The following is an 18,866-nucleotide window of genomic DNA, read 5'->3' as shown; positions in this document are numbered from 1 at the left end:
GGGGAGGTCGGCGCACACCATGCACGTCACGCATCTGTCCCTGGCCGACTTCCGCTCGTACGCCCGGGTCGAGGTTCCGCTCGACCCGGGCGTCACCGCGTTCGTGGGCCCGAACGGCCAGGGCAAGACCAACCTCGTCGAGGCCGTCGGCTATCTCGCGACGCTCGGCAGCCACCGGGTCTCCTCGGACGCCCCGCTCGTCCGCATGGGCGCCGACCGGGCCGTCATCCGGGCCGCCGTCCGCCAGGGCGAGCGCCAGCAGCTGATCGAGCTCGAGCTGAACCCCGGCAAGGCGAACCGCGCCCGGATCAATAGATCGTCGCAGGTCAGACCGCGTGACGTCCTGGGCATCGTGCGGACCGTCCTGTTCGCGCCCGAGGACCTGGCGCTGGTCAAGGGCGACCCCGGGGAGCGGCGGCGCTTCCTCGACGAGCTGATCACCGCCCGCTCGCCGCGCATGGCGGGGGTGCGGTCCGACTACGACCGGGTCCTGAAGCAGCGCAACACCCTGCTCAAGTCCGCCGCCCTCGCCCGCAGGCACGGCGGCCGCTCCATGGACCTGTCCACGCTCGACGTGTGGGACCAGCACCTCGCGCGCGCGGGCGCCGAGCTGCTCGCCCAGCGCCTCGACCTGATCGCCACACTGCAGCCGCTCGCCGACAAGGCGTACGAGCAGCTCGCCCCCGGCGGCGGCCCGATCGCGCTCGACTACAAGCCGTCCGCGCCGGGCGAGGCCCACACCCGTGAGGCCCTCTACGAACAGCTGACGGCCGCGCTCACCGACGCCCGCAAGCAGGAGATCGAGCGGGGCGTCACCCTCGTAGGACCCCACAGGGACGATCTGCTACTCAAACTTGGCCAGCTGCCCGCGAAGGGATACGCCTCCCACGGAGAGTCGTGGTCCTACGCTCTGGCGCTGCGCCTCGCCTCGTACGACCTGCTCCGGGCGGAGGGCAACGAGCCGGTGCTCGTCCTCGACGACGTCTTCGCCGAGCTGGACGCGCGCCGCCGCGAGCGCCTCGCCGAGCTGGTGGCCCCCGGTGAGCAGGTCCTGGTGACGGCCGCAGTCGACGACGACGTGCCCGGCGTCCTCACCGGCACCCGCTACGCCGTGTCCGAGGGCGAGGTGCGCCGCGTATGACCGAGTCCGCCAAGCCGTCGGACGAGTCCCCCAAGCCGTCGGAGCAGCCGTCGGAGCCCCAGAAGCCCGCACCCCCGGAGCCGTCCGGCGTCGACCTCGCCCGGGTCGCCCTGCGCGCGGCCAAGGAGCAGGCACGCGCGCGTGGGGACGCGACCCTGCAGAAGCGGCAGGCCCGGCGCGGCGGCCTGCGCTCGGGCGCGCGCGCCGACGGGCGCGACCCGCTGCCGCTCGGCTCCGCCATCAACCGTCTGATCACCGAGCGCGGCTGGGAGACCCCCGCGGCCGTCGGCGGCGTCATGGGCCGCTGGCCGCAGATCGTCGGCGAGGACCTGGCCAAGCACTGCGTGCCGCAGCGGTACGACGAGGGCGAGCGCGTCCTCACCGTCCAGTGCGACTCCACGGCCTGGGCGACGAACCTGCGGCTCCTCGCTCCGCAGCTGGTCGCCCGCCTCAACGAGGACCTGGGACACGGCACCGTACGCCTCATCAAGGTCCTCGGCCCCGGGGGTCCCGCGCGCCGCTTCGGGCCCCTGCGCGCCCCCGGAAGCACGGGTCCCGGCGACACCTACGGATGACCAGAACCGGTCAGTAGCTGGTGGTTGATCTCCCGAAGCGCTGAGTGCCGCTGTGAGCCTCTTGGAGCCCGGGGCCGCATATGGGGAGTCGGCTGATGCCGGTTCAGGGCGGCACATGCGGACTCAGGTACCGGCAAACCCCCATCACTGTCGGCGCTACCGGTAGACTGGAAGCTAATCCCGCCCCAGTTGTGGGGAGCAACGGGAGAAGCTGAGCAAGAGCTGAACCAGGCTTACCAACGCAACACGCCGCAGCCGCTCCGGCCAGCGCCGGGAGCTTGGCTTGTGCTGTGCCAGAAAGGGCGCTTCGTGGCCGATTCCGGCAACCCCAACGAGAACATCCCGTCCACTGCCGCCGGCGACCCCGGCGCCGTACCTCCCGAGGCCCGTGAGGCCTCCGCCGAGGGTGCGGCGTACGACGCCAGCGCCATCACCGTCCTCGAGGGTCTGGACGCGGTCCGCAAGCGGCCCGGCATGTACATCGGCTCGACCGGTGAGCGCGGTCTGCACCACCTGGTCCAGGAAGTCGTCGACAACTCCGTCGACGAGGCCATGGCCGGGCACGCGGACACCATCGACGTGACGATCCTGGCGGACGGCGGCGTGCGCGTCGTCGACAACGGCCGCGGCATCCCGGTGGGCATCCACCCGGTCGAGAAGAAGCCGGCCGTCGAGGTCGTGCTCACGGTGCTGCACGCGGGCGGCAAGTTCGGCGGCGGCGGGTACGCCGTCTCCGGCGGTCTGCACGGTGTGGGTGTCTCCGTGGTGAACGCGCTCTCCACCAAGCTCTCCGTCGAGATCAGGACCGACGGGTACCGCTGGACGCAGGACTACAAGGGGGGTGCCCCGACGGCACCGCTCGAGCGGCACGAGGCCACCGAGGAGACGGGCACGTCCGTCACCTTCTGGGCCGACGGCGACATCTTCGAGACGACCGAGTACTCCTTCGAGACGCTGTCGCGGCGCTTCCAGGAGATGGCCTTCCTCAACAAGGGCCTGACGATCAAGCTCACCGACGAGCGTGAGTCGGCGAAGGCCACGGCGGGCGCCGACAGCGCCGAGGCCTCCGACGACCAGGCCGCCGAGGCCCGCACCGTCACGTACCACTACGAGGGCGGCATCGTCGACTTCGTGACGTACCTCAACTCCCGCAAGGGCGAGGTCGTCCACCCCACCGTCATCGACGTCGAGTCCGAGGACAAGGAGCGGATGCTCTCGGTCGAGATCGCGATGCAGTGGAACTCGCAGTACAGCGAGGGTGTCTACTCCTTCGCGAACACGATCCACACGCATGAGGGCGGCACCCACGAGGAGGGCTTCCGCGCCGCGCTGACCGGTCTGGTGAACCGTTACGCGCGCGACAAGAAGCTGCTCCGCGAGAAGGACGACAACCTCACGGGCGAGGACATCCGCGAGGGTCTGACCGCGATCATCTCGGTGAAGCTCGGCGAGCCGCAGTTCGAGGGCCAGACCAAGACCAAGCTGGGCAACACGGAGGCGAAGACCTTCGTCCAGAAGGTCGTGCACGAGCACCTCACGGACTGGTTCGACCGCAACCCGAACGAGGCCGCGGACATCATCCGCAAGGGCATCCAGGCCGCCACCGCGCGCGTCGCCGCCCGCAAGGCCCGCGACCTGACGCGCCGCAAGGGCCTGCTCGAGACCGCCTCCCTGCCGGGCAAGCTCTCCGACTGCCAGTCGAACGACCCGACGAAGTGCGAGATCTTCATCGTCGAGGGTGACTCCGCAGGCGGCTCGGCCAAGTCCGGCCGCAACCCGCAGTACCAGGCCATCCTGCCCATCCGCGGCAAGATCCTGAACGTGGAGAAGGCCCGCGTCGACAAGATCCTGCAGAACCAGGAGATCCAGGCGCTGATCTCGGCCTTCGGCACCGGAGTCCACGAGGACTTCGACATCGAGAAGCTCCGCTATCACAAGATCATCCTGATGGCGGACGCCGACGTCGACGGCCAGCACATCAACACGCTGCTCCTGACGTTCCTGTTCCGCTTCATGCGGCCGCTCGTCGAGGCGGGGCACGTCTATCTCTCCCGGCCGCCGCTGTACAAGATCAAATGGACCCGGGACGACTTCCAGTACGCGTACTCGGACCGCGAGCGCGACGCGCTCATCGAGCTCGGCCGCCAGCAGGGCAAGCGCATCCGCGAGGACTCGGTCCAGCGCTTCAAGGGTCTCGGTGAGATGAACGCCGAGGAGCTCCGCGTGACCACGATGGACCAGGACCTCCGCGTTCTCGGCCTGGTCACGCTGGACGACGCCGCGCAGGCCGACGACCTGTTCTCGGTCCTCATGGGCGAGGACGTCGAGGCACGCCGCTCGTTCATCCAGCGCAACGCCAAGGACGTCCGCTTCCTCGACATCTGAGCCGGTCAGGCGCCCTACGTCGCCGACTGCTGATCGCACCGAAAGGATCTTGACCGGCCATGGCCGACGAGAACAACCCCACCACCCCTGAGGACGGCGAAGGCCAGACGCTGCGGATCGAGCCCGTCGGGCTCGAGACGGAGATGCAGCGCTCGTACCTCGACTACGCGATGTCCGTCATCGTGTCCCGCGCGCTGCCCGACGTCCGCGACGGCCTCAAGCCCGTGCACCGCCGCGTCCTGTACGCCATGTACGACGGCGGGTACCGCCCCGAGAAGGGCTTCTACAAGTGCGCCCGCGTCGTCGGCGACGTCATGGGCAACTACCACCCGCACGGCGACTCCTCGATCTACGACGCCCTGGTCCGCCTCGCGCAGCCGTGGTCGATGCGGATGCCGCTGGTGGACTCCAACGGCAACTTCGGCTCCCCGGGCAACGACCCGGCGGCCGCCATGCGCTACACCGAGTGCAAGATGGCGCCGCTGTCGATGGAGATGGTCCGCGACATCGACGAGGAGACCGTCGACTTCACGGACAACTACGACGGCCGCTCCCAGGAGCCCACCGTCCTGCCGTCCCGCTTCCCGAACCTGCTGATCAACGGCTCGGCGGGCATCGCGGTCGGCATGGCGACGAACATCCCGCCGCACAACCTCCGCGAGGTCGCCGCGGGTGCCCAGTGGGCGCTCGAGCACCCGGAGGCCTCGCACGAGGAGCTGCTCGACGCCCTCATCGAGCGCATCAAGGGCCCGGACTTCCCGACCGGCGCGCTCGTCGTCGGCCGCAAGGGCATCGAGGAGGCGTACCGCACGGGCCGCGGCTCCATCACGATGCGCGCGGTCGTCGAGGTCGAGGAGATCCAGAACCGCCAGTGCCTGGTGGTCACGGAGCTTCCGTACCAGGTCAACCCGGACAACCTCGCGCAGAAGATCGCCGACCTCGTGAAGGACGGCAAGGTCGGCGGCATCGCCGACGTCCGCGACGAGACGTCCTCGCGCACGGGCCAGCGCCTGGTCATCGTGCTCAAGCGCGACGCGGTCGCCAAGGTCGTCCTGAACAACCTGTACAAGCACACGGACCTGCAGACGAACTTCGGCGCCAACATGCTGGCGCTCGTCGACGGCGTGCCGCGCACGCTCTCGCTGGACGCGTTCATCCGCCACTGGGTGAGCCACCAGATCGAGGTCATCGTCCGGCGTACGAAGTTCCGCCTGCGCAAGGCCGAGGAGCGCGCCCACATCCTGCGCGGCCTCCTCAAGGCCCTGGACGCCATCGACGAGGTCATCGCGCTCATCCGGCGCAGCGACACCGTCGACATCGCGCGCGAGGGCCTGATGGGCCTCCTGGCGATCGACGAGATCCAGGCCAACGCCATCCTCGAGATGCAGCTGCGCCGGCTCGCCGCCCTGGAGCGCCAGAAGATCGTCGCCGAGCACGACGAGCTCCAGCAGAAGATCGACGAGTACAACGCGATCCTCGCCTCGCCCGCGAAGCAGCGCGGCATCGTCAGCGAGGAGCTCGCCGCGCTCGTCGAGAAGTACGGCGACGACCGCCGCTCGAAGCTGGTGCCGTTCGACGGCGACATGTCCATCGAGGACCTGATCGCCGAAGAGGACATCGTCGTCACCATCACCAACGGCGGCTACGTCAAGCGGACGAAGACCGAGGACTACCGCTCGCAGAAGCGCGGCGGCAAGGGCGTGCGCGGCACGAAGCTGAAGCAGGACGACATCGTCGACCACTTCTTCGTCTCGACCACGCACCACTGGCTGCTGTTCTTCACCAACAAGGGCCGCGTCTACCGCGCGAAGGCGTACGAGCTGCCCGACGCCGGACGCGACGCCCGCGGCCAGCACGTGGCGAACCTGCTCGCCTTCCAGCCGGACGAGCAGATCGCCGAGATCCTCGCGATCCGCGACTACGAGGCCGCGCCGTACCTGGTCCTCGCCACCAAGGGCGGCCTGGTCAAGAAGACCCCGCTCAAGGACTACGACTCCCCCCGCTCGGGCGGTGTCATCGCCATCAACCTGCGCGAGACGGACGACGGCGCGGACGACGAGCTGATCGGCGCCGAGCTGGTGTCGGCCGAGGACGATCTGCTCCTGATCAGCAAGAAGGCGCAGTCGATCCGCTTCACGGCGACGGACGACGCGCTCCGGCCGATGGGCCGCGCCACCTCGGGCGTCAAGGGCATGAGCTTCCGCGACGACGACCAGCTGCTCTCGATGAATGTGGTCCGGCCGGGTACGTTCGTCTTCACCGCAACGGATGGCGGGTACGCGAAGCGGACCGCCGTCGACGAGTACCGCGTCCAGGGCCGCGGTGGTCTCGGCATCAAGGCCGCCAAGATCGTCGAGGACCGCGGTGAACTGGTCGGCGCGCTGGTGGTCGAGGAGACCGACGAGATCCTCGCCATCACCCTGTCCGGCGGTGTGATTCGCACGCGAGTCAACGAGGTCAGGGAGACGGGCCGTGACACCATGGGCGTCCAACTGATCAACCTGGGCAAGCGCGATGCCGTGGTCGGTATCGCTCGTAATGCCGAGGCCGGGCGCGAGGCCGAGGAAGTCGACGGCGACATCGTCGACGAATCGTCCGACGGCACGCCGGCCGTCGGTACGGACGAGGGCACCGAGTCCCCGGCCGAGTAGCGCGAGGAGTGATTCATGGTGAGTGGAGCCACGGGCGCCGGAGCCGCCGGAGCGAGTAAGACCGGCACGGACGGTGCCCGTGGCTCCGCCACCGATGGGTCGGACTCCCACGAGTCTCATGGATCCCAGGGGGGGACTGTGACGGACACCCGAAGCCGAGGCACGAAGACCGCTGCCGGCACGAAGACCAGCAAGACCAGTAAGACCAGCAAGACCGGCAGTGCCGCCAAGGCGGCCAAGGGCACGGAGAGTGCCGAGGCGGGCGGGGACTCCAGCGCGCTTCCGGGTGAGCGGCCGCCGCAGCAGCAGGGCAGCCAGCCGTACCATCCGCCGCAGGCCTACCAGGCGGCTCCGGCGGGCGCGGTCCGTCGCCCCCGCACGGGGGCGCGCACCACCCCGCGCACGCGCAAGGCCAGGCTGCGGGTCGCCAAGGCCGACCCCTGGTCGGTGATGAAGGTCAGCTTCCTGCTCTCCATCGCCCTCGGCATCTGCACCATCGTCGCCGCGGCCGTCCTGTGGATGGTCATGGACGCGATGGGCGTCTTCTCCACGGTCGGCGGCACGATCTCCGAGGCGACGGGCTCGAACGAGTCCAACGGCTTCGACCTGCAGGCGTTCCTGTCGCTGCCGCGCGTCCTGATGTTCACCACGATCATCGCGGTCATCGACGTCGTCCTCGCGACGGCCCTCGCGACGCTCGGCGCGTTCATCTACAACCTCTCGGCGGGCTTCGTCGGCGGCATCGAGCTGACGCTGGCGGAGGACGAGTAGGACTTTCTCGCGGTCGGCTTCCGCGAGCCTTCCTCGGCGGTCTCTGTGGCGGTCTCTGTGGCGGTCTCTGTGGCGGTCTCGGTGGCGGTCACTGTGGCGGTCTCTGGGGCCGCTTCCGCGAAGGCTTCTGCGGCGGCCGTCTGTGGCGGCCTTCCGCTGCGGCTTCTGTAGCGGCTTCCACGAACGCTTCCGTGGTGGCTTGACGACGGCTTCCACGGGCGGTGGTACGGCGGCTTCCGCGGCGGCCGTACGGCGGAGTTCGCGGCGGTCGTACGAGGGCTCGCACGCCGACTGCGGGCGGGTCCCGGGGGCCGGAGGATCATCGATTTTGGGACTGGCCCCCACGTGCGCTAATCTTCAGAGGTCAGCGCGACGGGGAAACCCGAAGAGCGCGGCGGGGCTATAGCTCAGTTGGTTAGAGCGCATCCCTGATAAGGATGAGGTCCCTGGTTCAAATCCAGGTAGCCCCACCAGCAAGAAGACCCCCAGCCGGTATCGGCTGGGGGTCTTCTGCGTGTGTGCGTCGTGACTACGGCTCCGCGGCGAGGTTGGCGGCGGTGAGGGCGTCGGCGTCGGACTCGGCGTCCGCGTCCGTCGTGGGCAGGTGGCGGCAGCTCGGTGTCGAGCCGTGGGCCTCGGCGCGGATGCGTTGCTTCATCGTGGGGGGCAAGGACCGTTCGTACGCCATCGCCCAGGCGGCGAGCAGCGGTGCCGTCGCGCTCGTCGTGCTCTTGCACGAGGTCGTGGCCTGGTGTACCGGCGCGGCCGCGGTGGCCTGCGAGGCGAATCCCAGCGCGGCGAAGAGCGCGAGGACGGCGGTGACGAGCGTGCTCCACAGCTTCATGGCCTTGGTGGCGGTCATGGCCCCTCAATTCGGGTTGGGCGATTTGCGTACTTTCCTCATGATGTGTATGAGGGGCCGACAGTGGGGGACCGACGCTCCCGTCGCGCCGATGTTCAGATGAACACCACCCGGATGGGTGCAAGTGGCCCGAGGAAGCCAGGAAGCGGGACAAGCGCGGCGAACATCACAGTGGACGGAGCGTAGGCGGAGTGCTGCGATCCGTTTCTACTGCGGTGCCGGGGAGGGGAGTTGGGGCAGATCCAGATCACCGATCGGTATCGGTCGGTGTGTATAGTCGGGCGCCAGAAGTCCCCTACGTCAAGGAAAGACGAGGTCGCGCGGTGAAGAAGCTTCTCCTGGTCGCACTGGCCGCCATCGGCGGGCTCCTCGTGTACCGCCAGATCCAGGCGGATCGCGCCGAGCAGGATCTGTGGACGGAGGCGACTGACTCCGTGCCCACGGGTTCGTGAGTATCGACAGCAGTCTCGTCACAGGGCCCCGATCGCTGGAGCGGTCGGGGCCCTGTGCTGTGTGAGGAGGCTTTTGTCCCGCTTCTTCGGTCTTCTTCCGCCCCTGTACGCATGCCGCGCCGCCCGCGCTCCCTTGGTTCACTTGCGCAACTTCATTCCTTGCTTGAGTAAATCTCTGGTGGCTGAGTTCCGGGTGAGCTCTGGGTGAGGGGGAGCGTGTGATGCCGGGTGGGGCGATGAGGGGGAGCGGCGGCGGGCGTGGAGCGCCGGGCCGGTCCCGAGGGGCCCGGTGGTCGGCTGCCGTACGGGGCGTGGCCGTGGGCGGCGTCCTGTGCGCGGTGACGCCGCCAGGGCCCGCCCACGCGGCGGAGACGCCCCCTCCGTACGCCTTCGCCGCCGACGCGCAGACCGTGCAGGGCGCGCCCAGCAGCACCGGCAGCCGCACGCTCGCGCCCGGATCGACGTACAAGAGCTCCATCAAGCACCCGGGCACGGGCACGACCGAGCTGTACTACCGGCTCGAACTCGACGCCAGGGAGAACGTGTACGTCTCCGCCACCGCGCTCCCCGGACCCGGCAGCCGCGTCGGCTTCGCGGACGGGATCAAGGTGTCCGTCCAGGACGCCGACGGCTTCGACTGCGACTCCGGGACCGCGCGCTTCGGCGCCTCGCGGAGCCCGCGCCCGCTGACCGCGTCGGCCCTGCGCGACGCCGGGACGGACGACAGCAGGTGCGCGAGAGCGGGCACCTACTACGTGGTCGTCGAGAGAACCGCCTCCTCCAGGGCGTCCGTTTCCGACTCCACGGAGAGCACGGAGAAACCGTCCACTACGGAGGAGTGGGATCTGGAGCTCCATGTGGCGTCGGAGCCCGCCCTGGTGAAGCAGGGCGCGACCACGCCGCCACAGGTCGGGGACTCCGCATCGCCCACCCCACCCGCCGGCCGGGCCAGGCCGCGCGCGGGCGGCAGCAGCTTCAGCACGGCCAGGGCCCTCACCAAGGGAGCCTGGGACGACCGGGTGAAGCCCGGAGAGACCCGCTACTACCGGGTGCCGGTGGACTGGGGGCAGCGGCTCTCCGCCACGGTGGAGCTCGGTGGCTCCGACGCGCGCGGTACGGGGGTGCCCGGTACCGGCACGGACGGCTCGGGGGCGAGCGGTTCCGGCCGGGCCGGCGGTTCTGCCGGAGACCGGGAGTACGTCACGTCCGCTCTGGTCGTCGGGCTCTTCAACCCCGCGCGCGGTCCGGTCGAGGACCTGGACACCGCGTACGACGGCCGCCAGCGGTCGGCCGCCCTGCCTGCCCTGCCTCCCGTCGCGTACGAGAACCGCTACGCGCCGGTGCCCCGCGTCTCCGAAGTGCGGTTCGCCGGGTGGTACTACCTCGCCGTGCACCTCGACCCGGACGTCGCCGCGCGGTTCGGCGACGGCCCGCTCGGTCTGACGCTGAGGGTGGACGTCGCGGGGGAGCCGCGGCCGGGGCCCGCGTACGTGGGGACGGCGCGGCCCGCGGACGAGTTCGGCGTCACGGAGCGGGACGAGGACGCGGCGCGTGACGGGACCACGAGGGAGAAGCCGGGGCGTCTCGTGGAGGCGGGCGGTGGCGGGAGCGGGGATGCGGACGAGGCCATGAAGGTCGTCGCCGCCGCGGGGATCGGTACGGGGACGGTGCTGATCGCGGTCCTCGGCGTGTGGACGTGGGTCGCACGGAGGCGGGCGCGGCGAATTCCTGCTTGAGACGGGGCGGTTGACGCCTCGGGTGCGGCTTCGGATCCGACGATTCGGTGTGGTCTGAGATCTGACGGTCCGGTGCGGACTCCGGGCTGACGATTCGGCGTGGCTCCTAGATCTGGGTCAGTGCCCAGAATCCCACCGTTAAGCAGGCCAGCGCGACGAACAGCATCGGCAGGGCCACCTTCGCGGGCGGGCCGGTGCGGCGGGGGCGCGCGGCGTGGGAGCCGGTGGCGCGGGTGCGCTGACGCGGGGGCGGTGCCGTCTGCTCCGGCAGCAGTTGCCGGGCGGGAGGCTGGGCGTGCGGCTGGGCGTGGGGCTGACCTTGGGCCTGAACTTGTTGCAGCGGGCCGGGAATTGAGGCGCCGGAAGACGGAACCTGCGCGGCTTGGGCGGTGTATTGAGAAGCAGGAGCGTGCGCGTAGGCGGGCTGGGCCGCGGAGGGCGTGGGCTGGGCCGGGATAGGGGTCGGGGGTGGCGTCGGGGCTGGAGTCGGGGTCGGGGTCGGGGTCGGCGTTGGCGTTGGCGTTGGAGTGGGGGGAGTTGGCGGTTGCGCGGGCTGTGGGGGCGCTTGCAGCGGTGGGGGCAGGTGGAAGCTGCCGGTTTCCGACATCGAGGGACGCGGAGGGACCGGCGGCGGTGCGGGAAGGGGGGTGCCGGTGGAGCCGCCGGACCGCGCCTGGGACACCGGTGTGGACACGGGGGTGGACGGCGGTGTCGCGGGGGGCTGCGGCCGTGGCGTGGGTGGCTGGGCCGGAGGCGGCTGGGGTGCGCGGGTGAGCGGGCCGTCGGGGCCGAACCCGGTGGGCAGCGGGCCGAGTTGGTCGAAGATCTCGACGAGCTCGTCGTCAGGGCCCGGCTCGGGCAGCATCTCGGCGGCGGAGGCGAGCGCCTTGCGCGCCCCCGTGGCCGTGCGGAAGCGCGTCTGCGGGTCGGGCTGCAGCAGCGTGGCGATGACCTGCCACAGCGGCTCGGGCACGCCCCGCGGTGCCCCCGGAGTGCCGTGTGCCGCGAAGCGCTCGATGAGTGCCTTGGCGTCCGGCTTGGCGCCCTGGAGCAGATAGAGGGCGACGAGGCCCACGGCGAAGAGGTCGGCGGGGAAGTCCGGTTCGGCGCCCATCATCTGCTCGGGCGCGAAGTACCCGGGCGTGCCCACCACATAGTCGGTCTCGGTCAGGCGGGGCTCGCCCTTGCGCATCGCGATGCCGAAGTCGGACAGGCGCAGATGGGGCCGGCCGGTGCCGGTGGCCTCGAGCAGTATGTTGGCGGGCTTGATGTCACGGTGGACGACGCCTTCGGCGTGCACCGCCGCGAGGCCGGACAGGAGCTGGTCGAGCAGCGCGCAGCAGAATCGTGGCGGCAGCGCTCCGTAGTCACCGATCACATGGGCCAGGGAGCCGCCGGTGACCAGGTCCATGGTGAACAGGACCTGGTCGTCGTCGGCGGCCCAGCTGGCGGGAGCGAGCACATGCGGATGGTCGATCCGCAGCGCCTGCTCCCGCACGAAGCGCAGAAGGGTGTGCGCGTCGCGCTGTTGCAGGACCTTGGCGGCCACATACCGGCGCCGCCGGTGGTCCCAGGCACGCCATACGGCGCCGACTCCCCCGCGCCCGACCGGGTCGACGAGCTCGTACCGGCCGGCGAAGACCTCACCCATGGTCGTGCCCCGCTCCCCTTCCGGGCCGCCCGGCAGCGGCCCGGCCGACGGCTCAGCTCTGGTGCGCCTCGTAGTGGGCGACGGCGTCCGCGGTGCGGCCCGCTCCGTACACCCGGAGGAACTCTGCCAGCTCCGGGTGGGTCGGGGCGAGCGAGTCCGCGGCATCGATGATGTCCCCCGCGGCCGCGACGGAGCGCAGCAGCGACTGGATCTCACGCACCACGCGCTTCACGGTGGGCGCGCCCGAACTCGACGTGCTCTGGGCCGTGTTGGTCAGCACGGAGCCCCCCTGCGACTTCTTGATCTCGTCCATGCGGTCCGTCGCCTCGGCGGCGCTCACGCTGCCGTCCGCGACCTGCCCCGCCAGCTCCTGGAGCAGCTGGACGCGCTGGACGACGGCCGGGTTGCCGATCTTGGCGCGCTGGCCGCTCATCAGCTGGGACAGCATCGGCGCGGACAGGCCGAGCACCCCGGCGAGCCGTGCCTGGTTGAGGCCCAGGTCGTCGATGAGGCGACGGAAGAGTGCCCCGAGCGGCTCCCCGTACCAGTTCCGCTGGAGCTCCCGTGCTCTTGCTGTTGATTCTTGTTGTGCAGCGTCCATGTTGCGTCTCCCCATCGCTTCCCCATTGGACCGCGGTTCGCTCGCGCGAACCACGTCGAGCATCTTACGGAGAGTGGTCGCGCACGGGGACCCCCAATCCTTTTGCGAGATCCCCGGGGTGACCCGGTACTCTGGTCTGCGACGCTCACCGGGACGTGATTTTTCCGCACCGGTGGCATCCCCACGGGGCCTTAGCTCAGTTGGTAGAGCGCTGTCTTTGCATGGCAGATGTCAGGGGTTCGACTCCCCTAGGCTCCACACCTCGAACCCCTCTGACCTGCGGTAACGCAGGCGGAGGGGTTTTTGTGTGCGCGGAGGGCGGCGGGTGCTCGGGGTTCCCGCGGTGACGGTGGCGTAGCGCCTGGTGACGCGGCCCGCGCTGCGGCTGTCTGCGGCCGCTGTCCGCGTGGGCTGTCCGCGGCGGCTGTCCTGTCGCGGCTCCTTGCGTCGGCTGCCTGCCTCGGCTGTCTGCGTATCGGCTCCCGTCTCGGTGACCGGGGCCGTCGCTGGGACCGTCGCCGGGACCGTCGCTGGGGCCCGCGGTGCCTGGACGCGGGCCGCGGTCGGGGCGGATGCCGTGGGAGTTTGCGTGGCCATGGCAGCCATGGGGCGGCGTGTATTCGCGCAAATCCACTGTTCTGGTGCTCTGGCCTTTGCCTCTCTGGGGCGAGAGAGCATGAAGTTCGCACATGCAATCGTTTGATGGGTGTGCGTTCGAGGTCGCCGTGCTGTGCGGTACTGGCCGGTGACGATCGGATTGCGGTCCGCGGGGCAGGGGTTCCCCCGGTCGCGCGGGGTCGTTGCACGAGTATGGGCAGTGTCGAAGAACGGGGCGAGGAGCCGGTGGTCCGCGGTGAGCTCCTCGGCGCGTACTGGCTGGAGGCTGCGGGGGACGCGCTGGGCGAGTGCCGATGGTGCCGACAGGAGCTGGACGCGCATCCGCCGCACGCGGCCGACGGCACCGGGGCCAGGGGGCTTGGGCTGCGCGTCGTGATGGTGGGGGCCGCCGCGCTGACGATCGTCGCGGCGCTCGTGTCCCTCGTCAGGGGCTGACGGGCTCAGGATCCCGGAAGGACTGAGGCGCGGTCACCTGGGCCGAGCCGGAGGCGGCTCGGCCCGGTGATCCGCGGGCGCTCACCTTGGGTGGCGCCGGTTCGTCACGCCCGGTTGCCGAACCTGCGGTTGAGGCGGCGTACGAGCACTCCGGCGCCGATCAGGGCACCGCTCGCGGCGAGCAGGGCGAAGGAGTCGCCCGGGCCGGTCTCTGGAAGGTGCGGCGGCTTCGACGGGCTCGGGCTCGGCGTCGTCGTGGGCGTGGTCGGGGGTGTCGTCGGCGTGGAGGGCGTCGGCGTCGGCGTCGGCGTCGAGGGGGTCGGCGTCGGGGTCGGGGTCGGTGGCTTCGTCGTGGAACTGGGGGGTGGGGTGGTGGGCGGCGTGCTGGGTGGTGTCTCGTCGCCGTAGCCCGAGGGTGGCGGGGACTCGTGGGAGTCGTCCCCATAGCCGGACGGCGGCTTTCCGTGGTCGGAGTCGTCCCCGTAGCCCGACGACGGCTTGTCGTGGTGGCCGTACCCGGACACCGGGGCCTCGTCCTGGGCGTCGTCCCCGTACCCGGAGGACGGCTTCTCCTCGCCGTAGCCCTCCCCGGATCCGGCTCCGGCCCCGTAGCCGTCCCCGTCTCCGTAGCTGTCCCCGTCCCCATAGCCGTCCCCGGCCCCGTACCCCGAGTCCCCGTGGTGGGCGTCGTTCCCGTAGCCCGACGACGGCCCCTCCAAGCCGTCGTCCCCGTACCCGGACGGAGCTGACGGATGCTCAACCCCGAGGTCGGTGTCGGTGTGCTCGCGTACGGGCGTCTTCTTCGCCGGTGCCTCGGCGGCGGCCGGGGGCGCGGCCGCCGGTGCTGACGCCGCCGGGGGCGCCGTGCCGGCTCCCGGCGTCCGGTCGGCACTCCCTGCCACGGCGGATCCGCACGTCACGCCGACGACGCAGACGGTGCCCACGGCCAGAGCCGTGGCCATGCCGGGCTTTCTCAGAACTCGCATGATGCGTCCCTCCAGTAAGACAATCTGGTAAATCCGCATACAAACAGGGCGTCAAAGCTCCGCTGTGATGACTCGCTGGACGGCGGCGCGCAGCCGCCGCCCTTCACCCGACCGGATGCGGCTCCGACGCCCCTCACCTGCGTGTCCCTGCCGGGCCCGCGCCCCGCTTCCGCCGTCGGACGCACGCGGGGCCGGCCGCGACGGCGGCCGGCCCCGTGATGCCGATGACGGCAGGGACGTCAGTGGTTGCCCTTGCCGTTGCCCGCGAGGACGGAGATGTCGTCGAGGATGTGCGACAGCGGCTCGTCGCCCTTGGCCTGCGTCGAGTTCTCGACACACTGCTGGTTCTGCGGCGCCGACAGGATCGGGATGTCCTGGACGGTGACCGGCACGACGCCGACCACGGAGCCGACGTTGCCCTTGATCGGGAGGCCGAGGCACGGCTTGTTGAACGAGCCCTGGATGAGCGCCATCTGCGGGCTCATGTTGCCGTACGTCGCGGAGTTGCCGAACGTCTGCGAGGCGCCGTTGCCGCTCTTGGAGTGGGTGCCGTGGTCGTCGCCGATGGCCAGGGCCTGGGGAGCCGTGGCGGCGCCCAGGCCGGCCACGGACGCGGCGACGGCGGCGGATGCCAGGAGCTTCTTCATGGTGAGGGGTTCCCTTCGGAGAGCGGCTCCGTTGCGGAGCCACGTGGTGATCAACTGGGTGAGTGCGCGGGAGTTGCGCCCGATGACCCGGTCAGCCGATGAATGGGCCCGGCGCGAACGCGTTTCCGGATTCCGGTGAGGCACTGTTGTGCGGAAAGCTGTGCTTACGGGGCCGAGCCGGTTTTGCCCGGCAGATGATCAGGTACGTAAAGCAGCGAAGCCTCTCACCGTCTTGCCGTCTTGGAGGGGAAATGGCCGATGCCGGCGGGAAATGGAAACGACAGGGTGTCATTCCGGTGAGCCGGGGATCATCGGAGCGCCGTGTGGAGCCGATCTACGAGTCGCTTCTTTCCCGGTGGAGCGCCCAGGGGAGAACGGTCCCCGGCCGACCGGACCACGAATGGAACAGCCTGGTCGCCGGGGACTTCTGGCCGCGCCACTGACCCGTGAACGGCACAACGGGCCGCCGAGGAGAGCGTGGCGACCCGCTGGGACTGGGGTGGCGTCAGTGGTTGCCCACGCCGTTGCCCGACAGGGCGGAGATGTCGTCGAGGATGTGCGACAGCGGCTCGTCGCCCTTGGCCTGCGTCGAGTTCGACGCGCACTGCTGGTTCTGCGGCGCCGACAGGATCGGGATGTCCTGGACGGTGACCGGCACGACGCCGACCACGGAGCCGACGTTGACCTTGGCAGGGAGGCCGACGCAGAGCTTGTTCACCGAGTCGTCGACCAGCGACATCTGCGGGCTCTTGTCGCCTTCGGTGGCGGAGTTGCCGAATTCCTCAGAGGCGCCGTTGCCGCTGGCCGACTTGGTGCCGCTGTCGTTTCCGATGGCGGACGCGGCGGGCGCCGCCATGGCGGACGCGCCGATCACGGACGCCGACACCGCGGCGGCGGTCATTACCTTCTTGAGCACGGGATTTCCCTTCTTGGAGTCAGCCCCGTTCAGCCCCGTCCCGGGACATCTAGAGCAACTGCGTGGGCGACGGGTGGTTGCTCGGGTTCACTCGATCGGCCTGCGTGGATGGATAATGCGATCAGTAATCTTCTCTTTTTCTGTGACGTTTCAATAAAGGTCCGATGGGGTGAATGGGCGCAACCGTGCACCGGATCGGTCTGTTGATCAGGCTGAAGCAAGCCGTGTCTCTGTCCAGAAAAGGAAGAGGAAATGCTGAAGAAGTCAATGGCTGCGGCCGCGGTCGCCGTTTCCGTCGTCGGAATGTCTGCCGCCGCCGCGCCCGCAGCGCTGGCCATTGGTGACGACAACGGCACGACATCGGCGAGTGGCAACGACGCCAAGTCGGCGTTCGGCAACTCTGTCACCAAGGGCGACATGAGCCCGCAGCTCTCCGCCGTTCAGGGCTCGCTGAACAAGCCCTGCATCGGCCTCCCGGCCAAGCTGAACGTCGGCTCCGTCGTGGGCCTCGTGCCGGTCACCGTTCAGGACATCAACGTGCTCTCGGCGCCGCAGAACCAGCAGTGTGTCGAGAATTCGACGCAGGCCAAGGGCGACGAGCCGCTGTCGCACATCCTCGACGACATCTCCGCCCTGTCGGGCAACGGCGCGCACAACGGCTGACCAGGCCGCCGCGCGCTCAGACCGCCCGGGCCGTCCACGACTTCCGTCGGACGGCCCGGGCGTCTCTGTGTCCGTGCGTCGGGTTTTCGCTGCTCGTACGGAGCGTCTTCTCCGCTCGTACGGCGGGTTTTCGCTGCCCGTGCGGTGAGTCTCTTTGCTCGGCTTACTCGGCTCTGCGAGTGAACTTCCGAATCACGGCAGTTTTTCGGTTTCTTCACTCTTCGTCACTCGTTAACAGGACTCAGGTCGCGGTGCGGGAAGTGAAATTTGACCGCCCGGGTGTCTGCCCGCCGTTAAGGCGTGACCCGACAGAAGGGAAAAGAAGAGATGCTCAAGAAGAGCGCAACGATCGCTGCTGGTGCCGTGCTGGCCCTGGGCATGGCCGCCCCGGCGTTCGCCGACGCTGACGCGAAGGGTGGCGCCCACGGCTCCCCGGGCGTCCTCTCCGGCAACGTCGTCCAGGTCCCCGTCCACGTGCCCGTCAACGTGTGCGGCAACACCATCGACATCATCGCGCTGCTGAACCCGGCGTTCGGCAACACCTGCGTCAACGACTGACGCAGCCGCCCAGCTGCTCAGCTGCGCCACTGCCGGCCTTGGCGTCCCGTTCCGGTGCCAAGGCCGGCTCCACCGCACAGAGGAAGATCAGTAGATTGCGCCAGGCCCTCAGCAAGGGAGTGCTCTCCGCCGCCGCGGCGTCGAGCATCCTGTCCCTGTCCGGCTCCTCCGCCCTCGCCGCCGACGCGAGCGGACAGGCCCATGGTTCTCCCGGCATCCTGTCGGGCAACAGCGTGTCGGCCCCGATCGAGGTGCCGGTGAACGCCTGTGGCAACACCGTGGACGCGGCCGCGGCCGCCAACCCGGCGTTCGGCAACAACTGCGGCACCAAGGCCCCCGCCCAGGACGCCGCCGCCCGCTCCGGCCACCGCGACGAGCACCGCTCCGAGTACCGCTCCGAGCACCGGCCCGCCCCGAGCTCCGCCGCCCGCACGGCCCGCCCCGCCCCGGCCCCCGCTGCCCACCGCCCCGCCCCAGCAGCCGCCGAACGGCCCGCCCCGGCCGCCGCCCACCACGCCGCCCCAGCAGCCGCCGAACGCCCCGCCCCGGCCGCCGCCCACCACTCCGTCCCGGCCGCCGCAGAACGCTCCACCCCGCGCGCCACCACCCACCACCGCCACGAGTCCCCGGAGCCGGGCGCATCCGCCCACAGCGAGGTCTCCGGCTCCCCCGGCGTGCTGTCGGGCAACAGCGCCCAAGCCCCGGTGGACGTACCGGTGAACGCCTGTGGCAACACCGTGGACGCGGCCGCAGCCCTCAACCCGGCGTTCGGCAACAACTGCGGCACCAAGCCCCAGGCGCCCGTGGACGAGCCGCCCGTGGAAGAGCCGCCCGCGCCACGCCCGCCGAAGGCACGGCCCCCGGAGCAGCCCTCGAAGCCCCCGGCCCCCCACCGCCCCGAGGAGCACGTCCCGGCGCCCCGGCCCGCGGAGCCGCCCGTCCGGGTCAGCACCGAGACCCCGCCGCGCCCACCGGCCGCGGTCGCCCCTGCGGGCGAGCAGCTCGCGGCGACCGGCACGGAGGCGGACCTCGTCGCCGCGGCGGCCACGAGCGCGGGCCTGCTGGCCGGAGGCATGGTCCTCTACCGCCGCGGGCGGGCCGCGTCCGGCCGCTGAGCTGCTGAGCCACCGCGCCGTACCGCCCCCGGTACAGCCGGTGCAGCCCGTACGGCCCTAGCACGCGAGGCGTGGTGCGGAGAATCGGATCGATTCTCCGCAC

Annotated in this window: 17 protein-coding genes and 2 tRNA genes; 13 read left to right on the top strand and 6 right to left on the bottom strand. The window is 70.5% G+C overall.

Translation table 11 applies throughout. The annotated features are described in order from the left end of the window. The first annotated feature begins 19 nt into the window (after positions 1 to 19). The 6 genes from recF to ACFWZ5_RS25670 all read left to right on the top strand — a co-directional run bounded on the left by recF (position 20) and on the right by ACFWZ5_RS25670 (position 7,996). On the top strand, positions 20 to 1,141 hold the full coding sequence (gene recF, locus ACFWZ5_RS25695) for a DNA replication/repair protein RecF (protein WP_384794170.1): 1,122 nt from the start codon (positions 20 to 22) through the stop codon (positions 1,139 to 1,141). Then, positions 1,138 to 1,716: a DUF721 domain-containing protein gene (locus ACFWZ5_RS25690; protein WP_384794173.1), complete on the top strand. Its 579-nt coding sequence runs from the start codon at positions 1,138 to 1,140 to the stop codon at positions 1,714 to 1,716. The genes recF and ACFWZ5_RS25690 overlap by 4 nt, the downstream gene beginning before the upstream one ends. Before the next feature lie 285 nt (positions 1,717 to 2,001). Beyond that, complete coding sequence (gene gyrB, locus ACFWZ5_RS25685; protein ID WP_384794176.1) at positions 2,002 to 4,101, top strand: DNA topoisomerase (ATP-hydrolyzing) subunit B; 2,100 nt, start codon at positions 2,002 to 2,004, stop codon at positions 4,099 to 4,101. A gap of 59 nt (positions 4,102 to 4,160) precedes the next feature. Continuing rightward, positions 4,161 to 6,752, top strand: a complete 2,592-nt coding sequence (gyrA, locus tag ACFWZ5_RS25680) for a DNA gyrase subunit A (RefSeq protein ID WP_384794179.1) — start codon at positions 4,161 to 4,163, stop codon at positions 6,750 to 6,752. Positions 6,753 to 6,770: 18 nt separating this feature from the next. Further along, complete coding sequence (locus ACFWZ5_RS25675) at positions 6,771 to 7,523, top strand: DUF3566 domain-containing protein (RefSeq protein WP_384794215.1); 753 nt, start codon at positions 6,771 to 6,773, stop codon at positions 7,521 to 7,523. Positions 7,524 to 7,919: 396 nt separating this feature from the next. Next, positions 7,920 to 7,996: transfer RNA gene (locus tag ACFWZ5_RS25670), tRNA-Ile, on the top strand. A gap of 56 nt (positions 7,997 to 8,052) precedes the next feature. Here the strand turns inward: ACFWZ5_RS25670 and ACFWZ5_RS25665 are convergent. Beyond that, positions 8,053 to 8,385: a DUF6344 domain-containing protein gene (locus tag ACFWZ5_RS25665; protein WP_384794182.1), complete on the bottom strand. Its 333-nt coding sequence runs from the start codon at positions 8,383 to 8,385 to the stop codon at positions 8,053 to 8,055. 323 nt (positions 8,386 to 8,708) lie between these two features. Here ACFWZ5_RS25665 and ACFWZ5_RS25660 point away from each other — a divergent pair, with 323 nt between their 5' ends. Further along, a complete protein-coding gene (locus ACFWZ5_RS25660) occupies positions 8,709 to 8,837 on the top strand; it encodes a DLW-39 family protein (protein WP_003999697.1) in 129 nt (42 codons plus the stop codon). Between the two features lie 311 nt (positions 8,838 to 9,148). Beyond that, on the top strand, positions 9,149 to 10,573 hold the full coding sequence (locus ACFWZ5_RS25655; RefSeq protein ID WP_384794185.1) for a hypothetical protein: 1,425 nt from the start codon (positions 9,149 to 9,151) through the stop codon (positions 10,571 to 10,573). A 106-nt stretch (positions 10,574 to 10,679) separates the two neighbouring features. Here the strand turns inward: ACFWZ5_RS25655 and ACFWZ5_RS25650 are convergent, their stop codons facing one another. Then, positions 10,680 to 12,224 (bottom strand): protein kinase, encoded by a 1,545-nt coding sequence (locus ACFWZ5_RS25650; protein ID WP_384794188.1) that lies wholly within the window; start codon positions 12,222 to 12,224, stop codon positions 10,680 to 10,682. A gap of 52 nt (positions 12,225 to 12,276) precedes the next feature. Beyond that, the gene (locus ACFWZ5_RS25645; RefSeq protein ID WP_384794191.1) at positions 12,277 to 12,825 is read right to left on the bottom strand and encodes a helix-turn-helix domain-containing protein; all 549 of its coding nucleotides are present in this window, start codon (positions 12,823 to 12,825) and stop codon (positions 12,277 to 12,279) included. Between the two features lie 185 nt (positions 12,826 to 13,010). Between ACFWZ5_RS25645 and ACFWZ5_RS25640 the strand changes: the two genes are divergently transcribed. Continuing rightward, positions 13,011 to 13,083, top strand: a tRNA-Ala gene (locus ACFWZ5_RS25640). A 552-nt stretch (positions 13,084 to 13,635) separates the two neighbouring features. Continuing rightward, entirely contained in the window at positions 13,636 to 13,878 is a 243-nt protein-coding gene (locus ACFWZ5_RS25635) for a hypothetical protein (RefSeq protein WP_384794194.1), read from the top strand. 104 nt (positions 13,879 to 13,982) lie between these two features. On the opposite strand, the gene ACFWZ5_RS25630 is transcribed toward ACFWZ5_RS25635, so the two are convergent. From ACFWZ5_RS25630 to ACFWZ5_RS25620, 3 genes are all read right to left on the bottom strand, one after another. After that, a complete protein-coding gene (locus ACFWZ5_RS25630; RefSeq protein WP_384794197.1) occupies positions 13,983 to 14,864 on the bottom strand; it encodes a hypothetical protein in 882 nt (293 codons plus the stop codon). 239 nt (positions 14,865 to 15,103) lie between these two features. Further along, positions 15,104 to 15,511 carry a rodlin gene (locus tag ACFWZ5_RS25625; RefSeq protein ID WP_384794200.1) on the bottom strand — a complete coding sequence of 136 codons (408 nt, stop codon included), beginning with the start codon at positions 15,509 to 15,511 and terminating at the stop codon, positions 15,104 to 15,106. Positions 15,512 to 16,016: 505 nt separating this feature from the next. Beyond that, complete coding sequence (locus ACFWZ5_RS25620) at positions 16,017 to 16,427, bottom strand: rodlin (RefSeq protein WP_384794203.1); 411 nt, start codon at positions 16,425 to 16,427, stop codon at positions 16,017 to 16,019. Positions 16,428 to 16,679: 252 nt separating this feature from the next. On the opposite strand from ACFWZ5_RS25620, the gene ACFWZ5_RS25615 reads away from it, so the two are divergent. The 3 genes from ACFWZ5_RS25615 (at position 16,680) to ACFWZ5_RS25605 (ending at position 18,763) form a co-directional block, all read left to right on the top strand. Next, positions 16,680 to 17,090, top strand: coding sequence for a rodlin (locus tag ACFWZ5_RS25615; RefSeq protein ID WP_384794206.1), 411 nt, complete (start codon positions 16,680 to 16,682; stop codon positions 17,088 to 17,090). Between the two features lie 327 nt (positions 17,091 to 17,417). After that, positions 17,418 to 17,648 carry a chaplin gene (locus ACFWZ5_RS25610; protein WP_384794218.1) on the top strand — a complete coding sequence of 77 codons (231 nt, stop codon included), beginning with the start codon at positions 17,418 to 17,420 and terminating at the stop codon, positions 17,646 to 17,648. Positions 17,649 to 17,743: 95 nt separating this feature from the next. Next, positions 17,744 to 18,763, top strand: coding sequence for a chaplin (locus ACFWZ5_RS25605; RefSeq protein ID WP_384794209.1), 1,020 nt, complete (start codon positions 17,744 to 17,746; stop codon positions 18,761 to 18,763). Positions 18,764 to 18,866: the final 103 nt, after the last annotated feature.

Origin of the sequence: Streptomyces sp. NPDC059003 (genome assembly GCF_042740445.1) — a bacterium.
In the GTDB taxonomy this organism is placed as follows: domain Bacteria; phylum Actinomycetota; class Actinomycetes; order Streptomycetales; family Streptomycetaceae; genus Streptomyces.
Note: the sequence above shows the minus strand (reverse complement) of the source record. Positions and strands in the feature narration are given on the sequence as shown.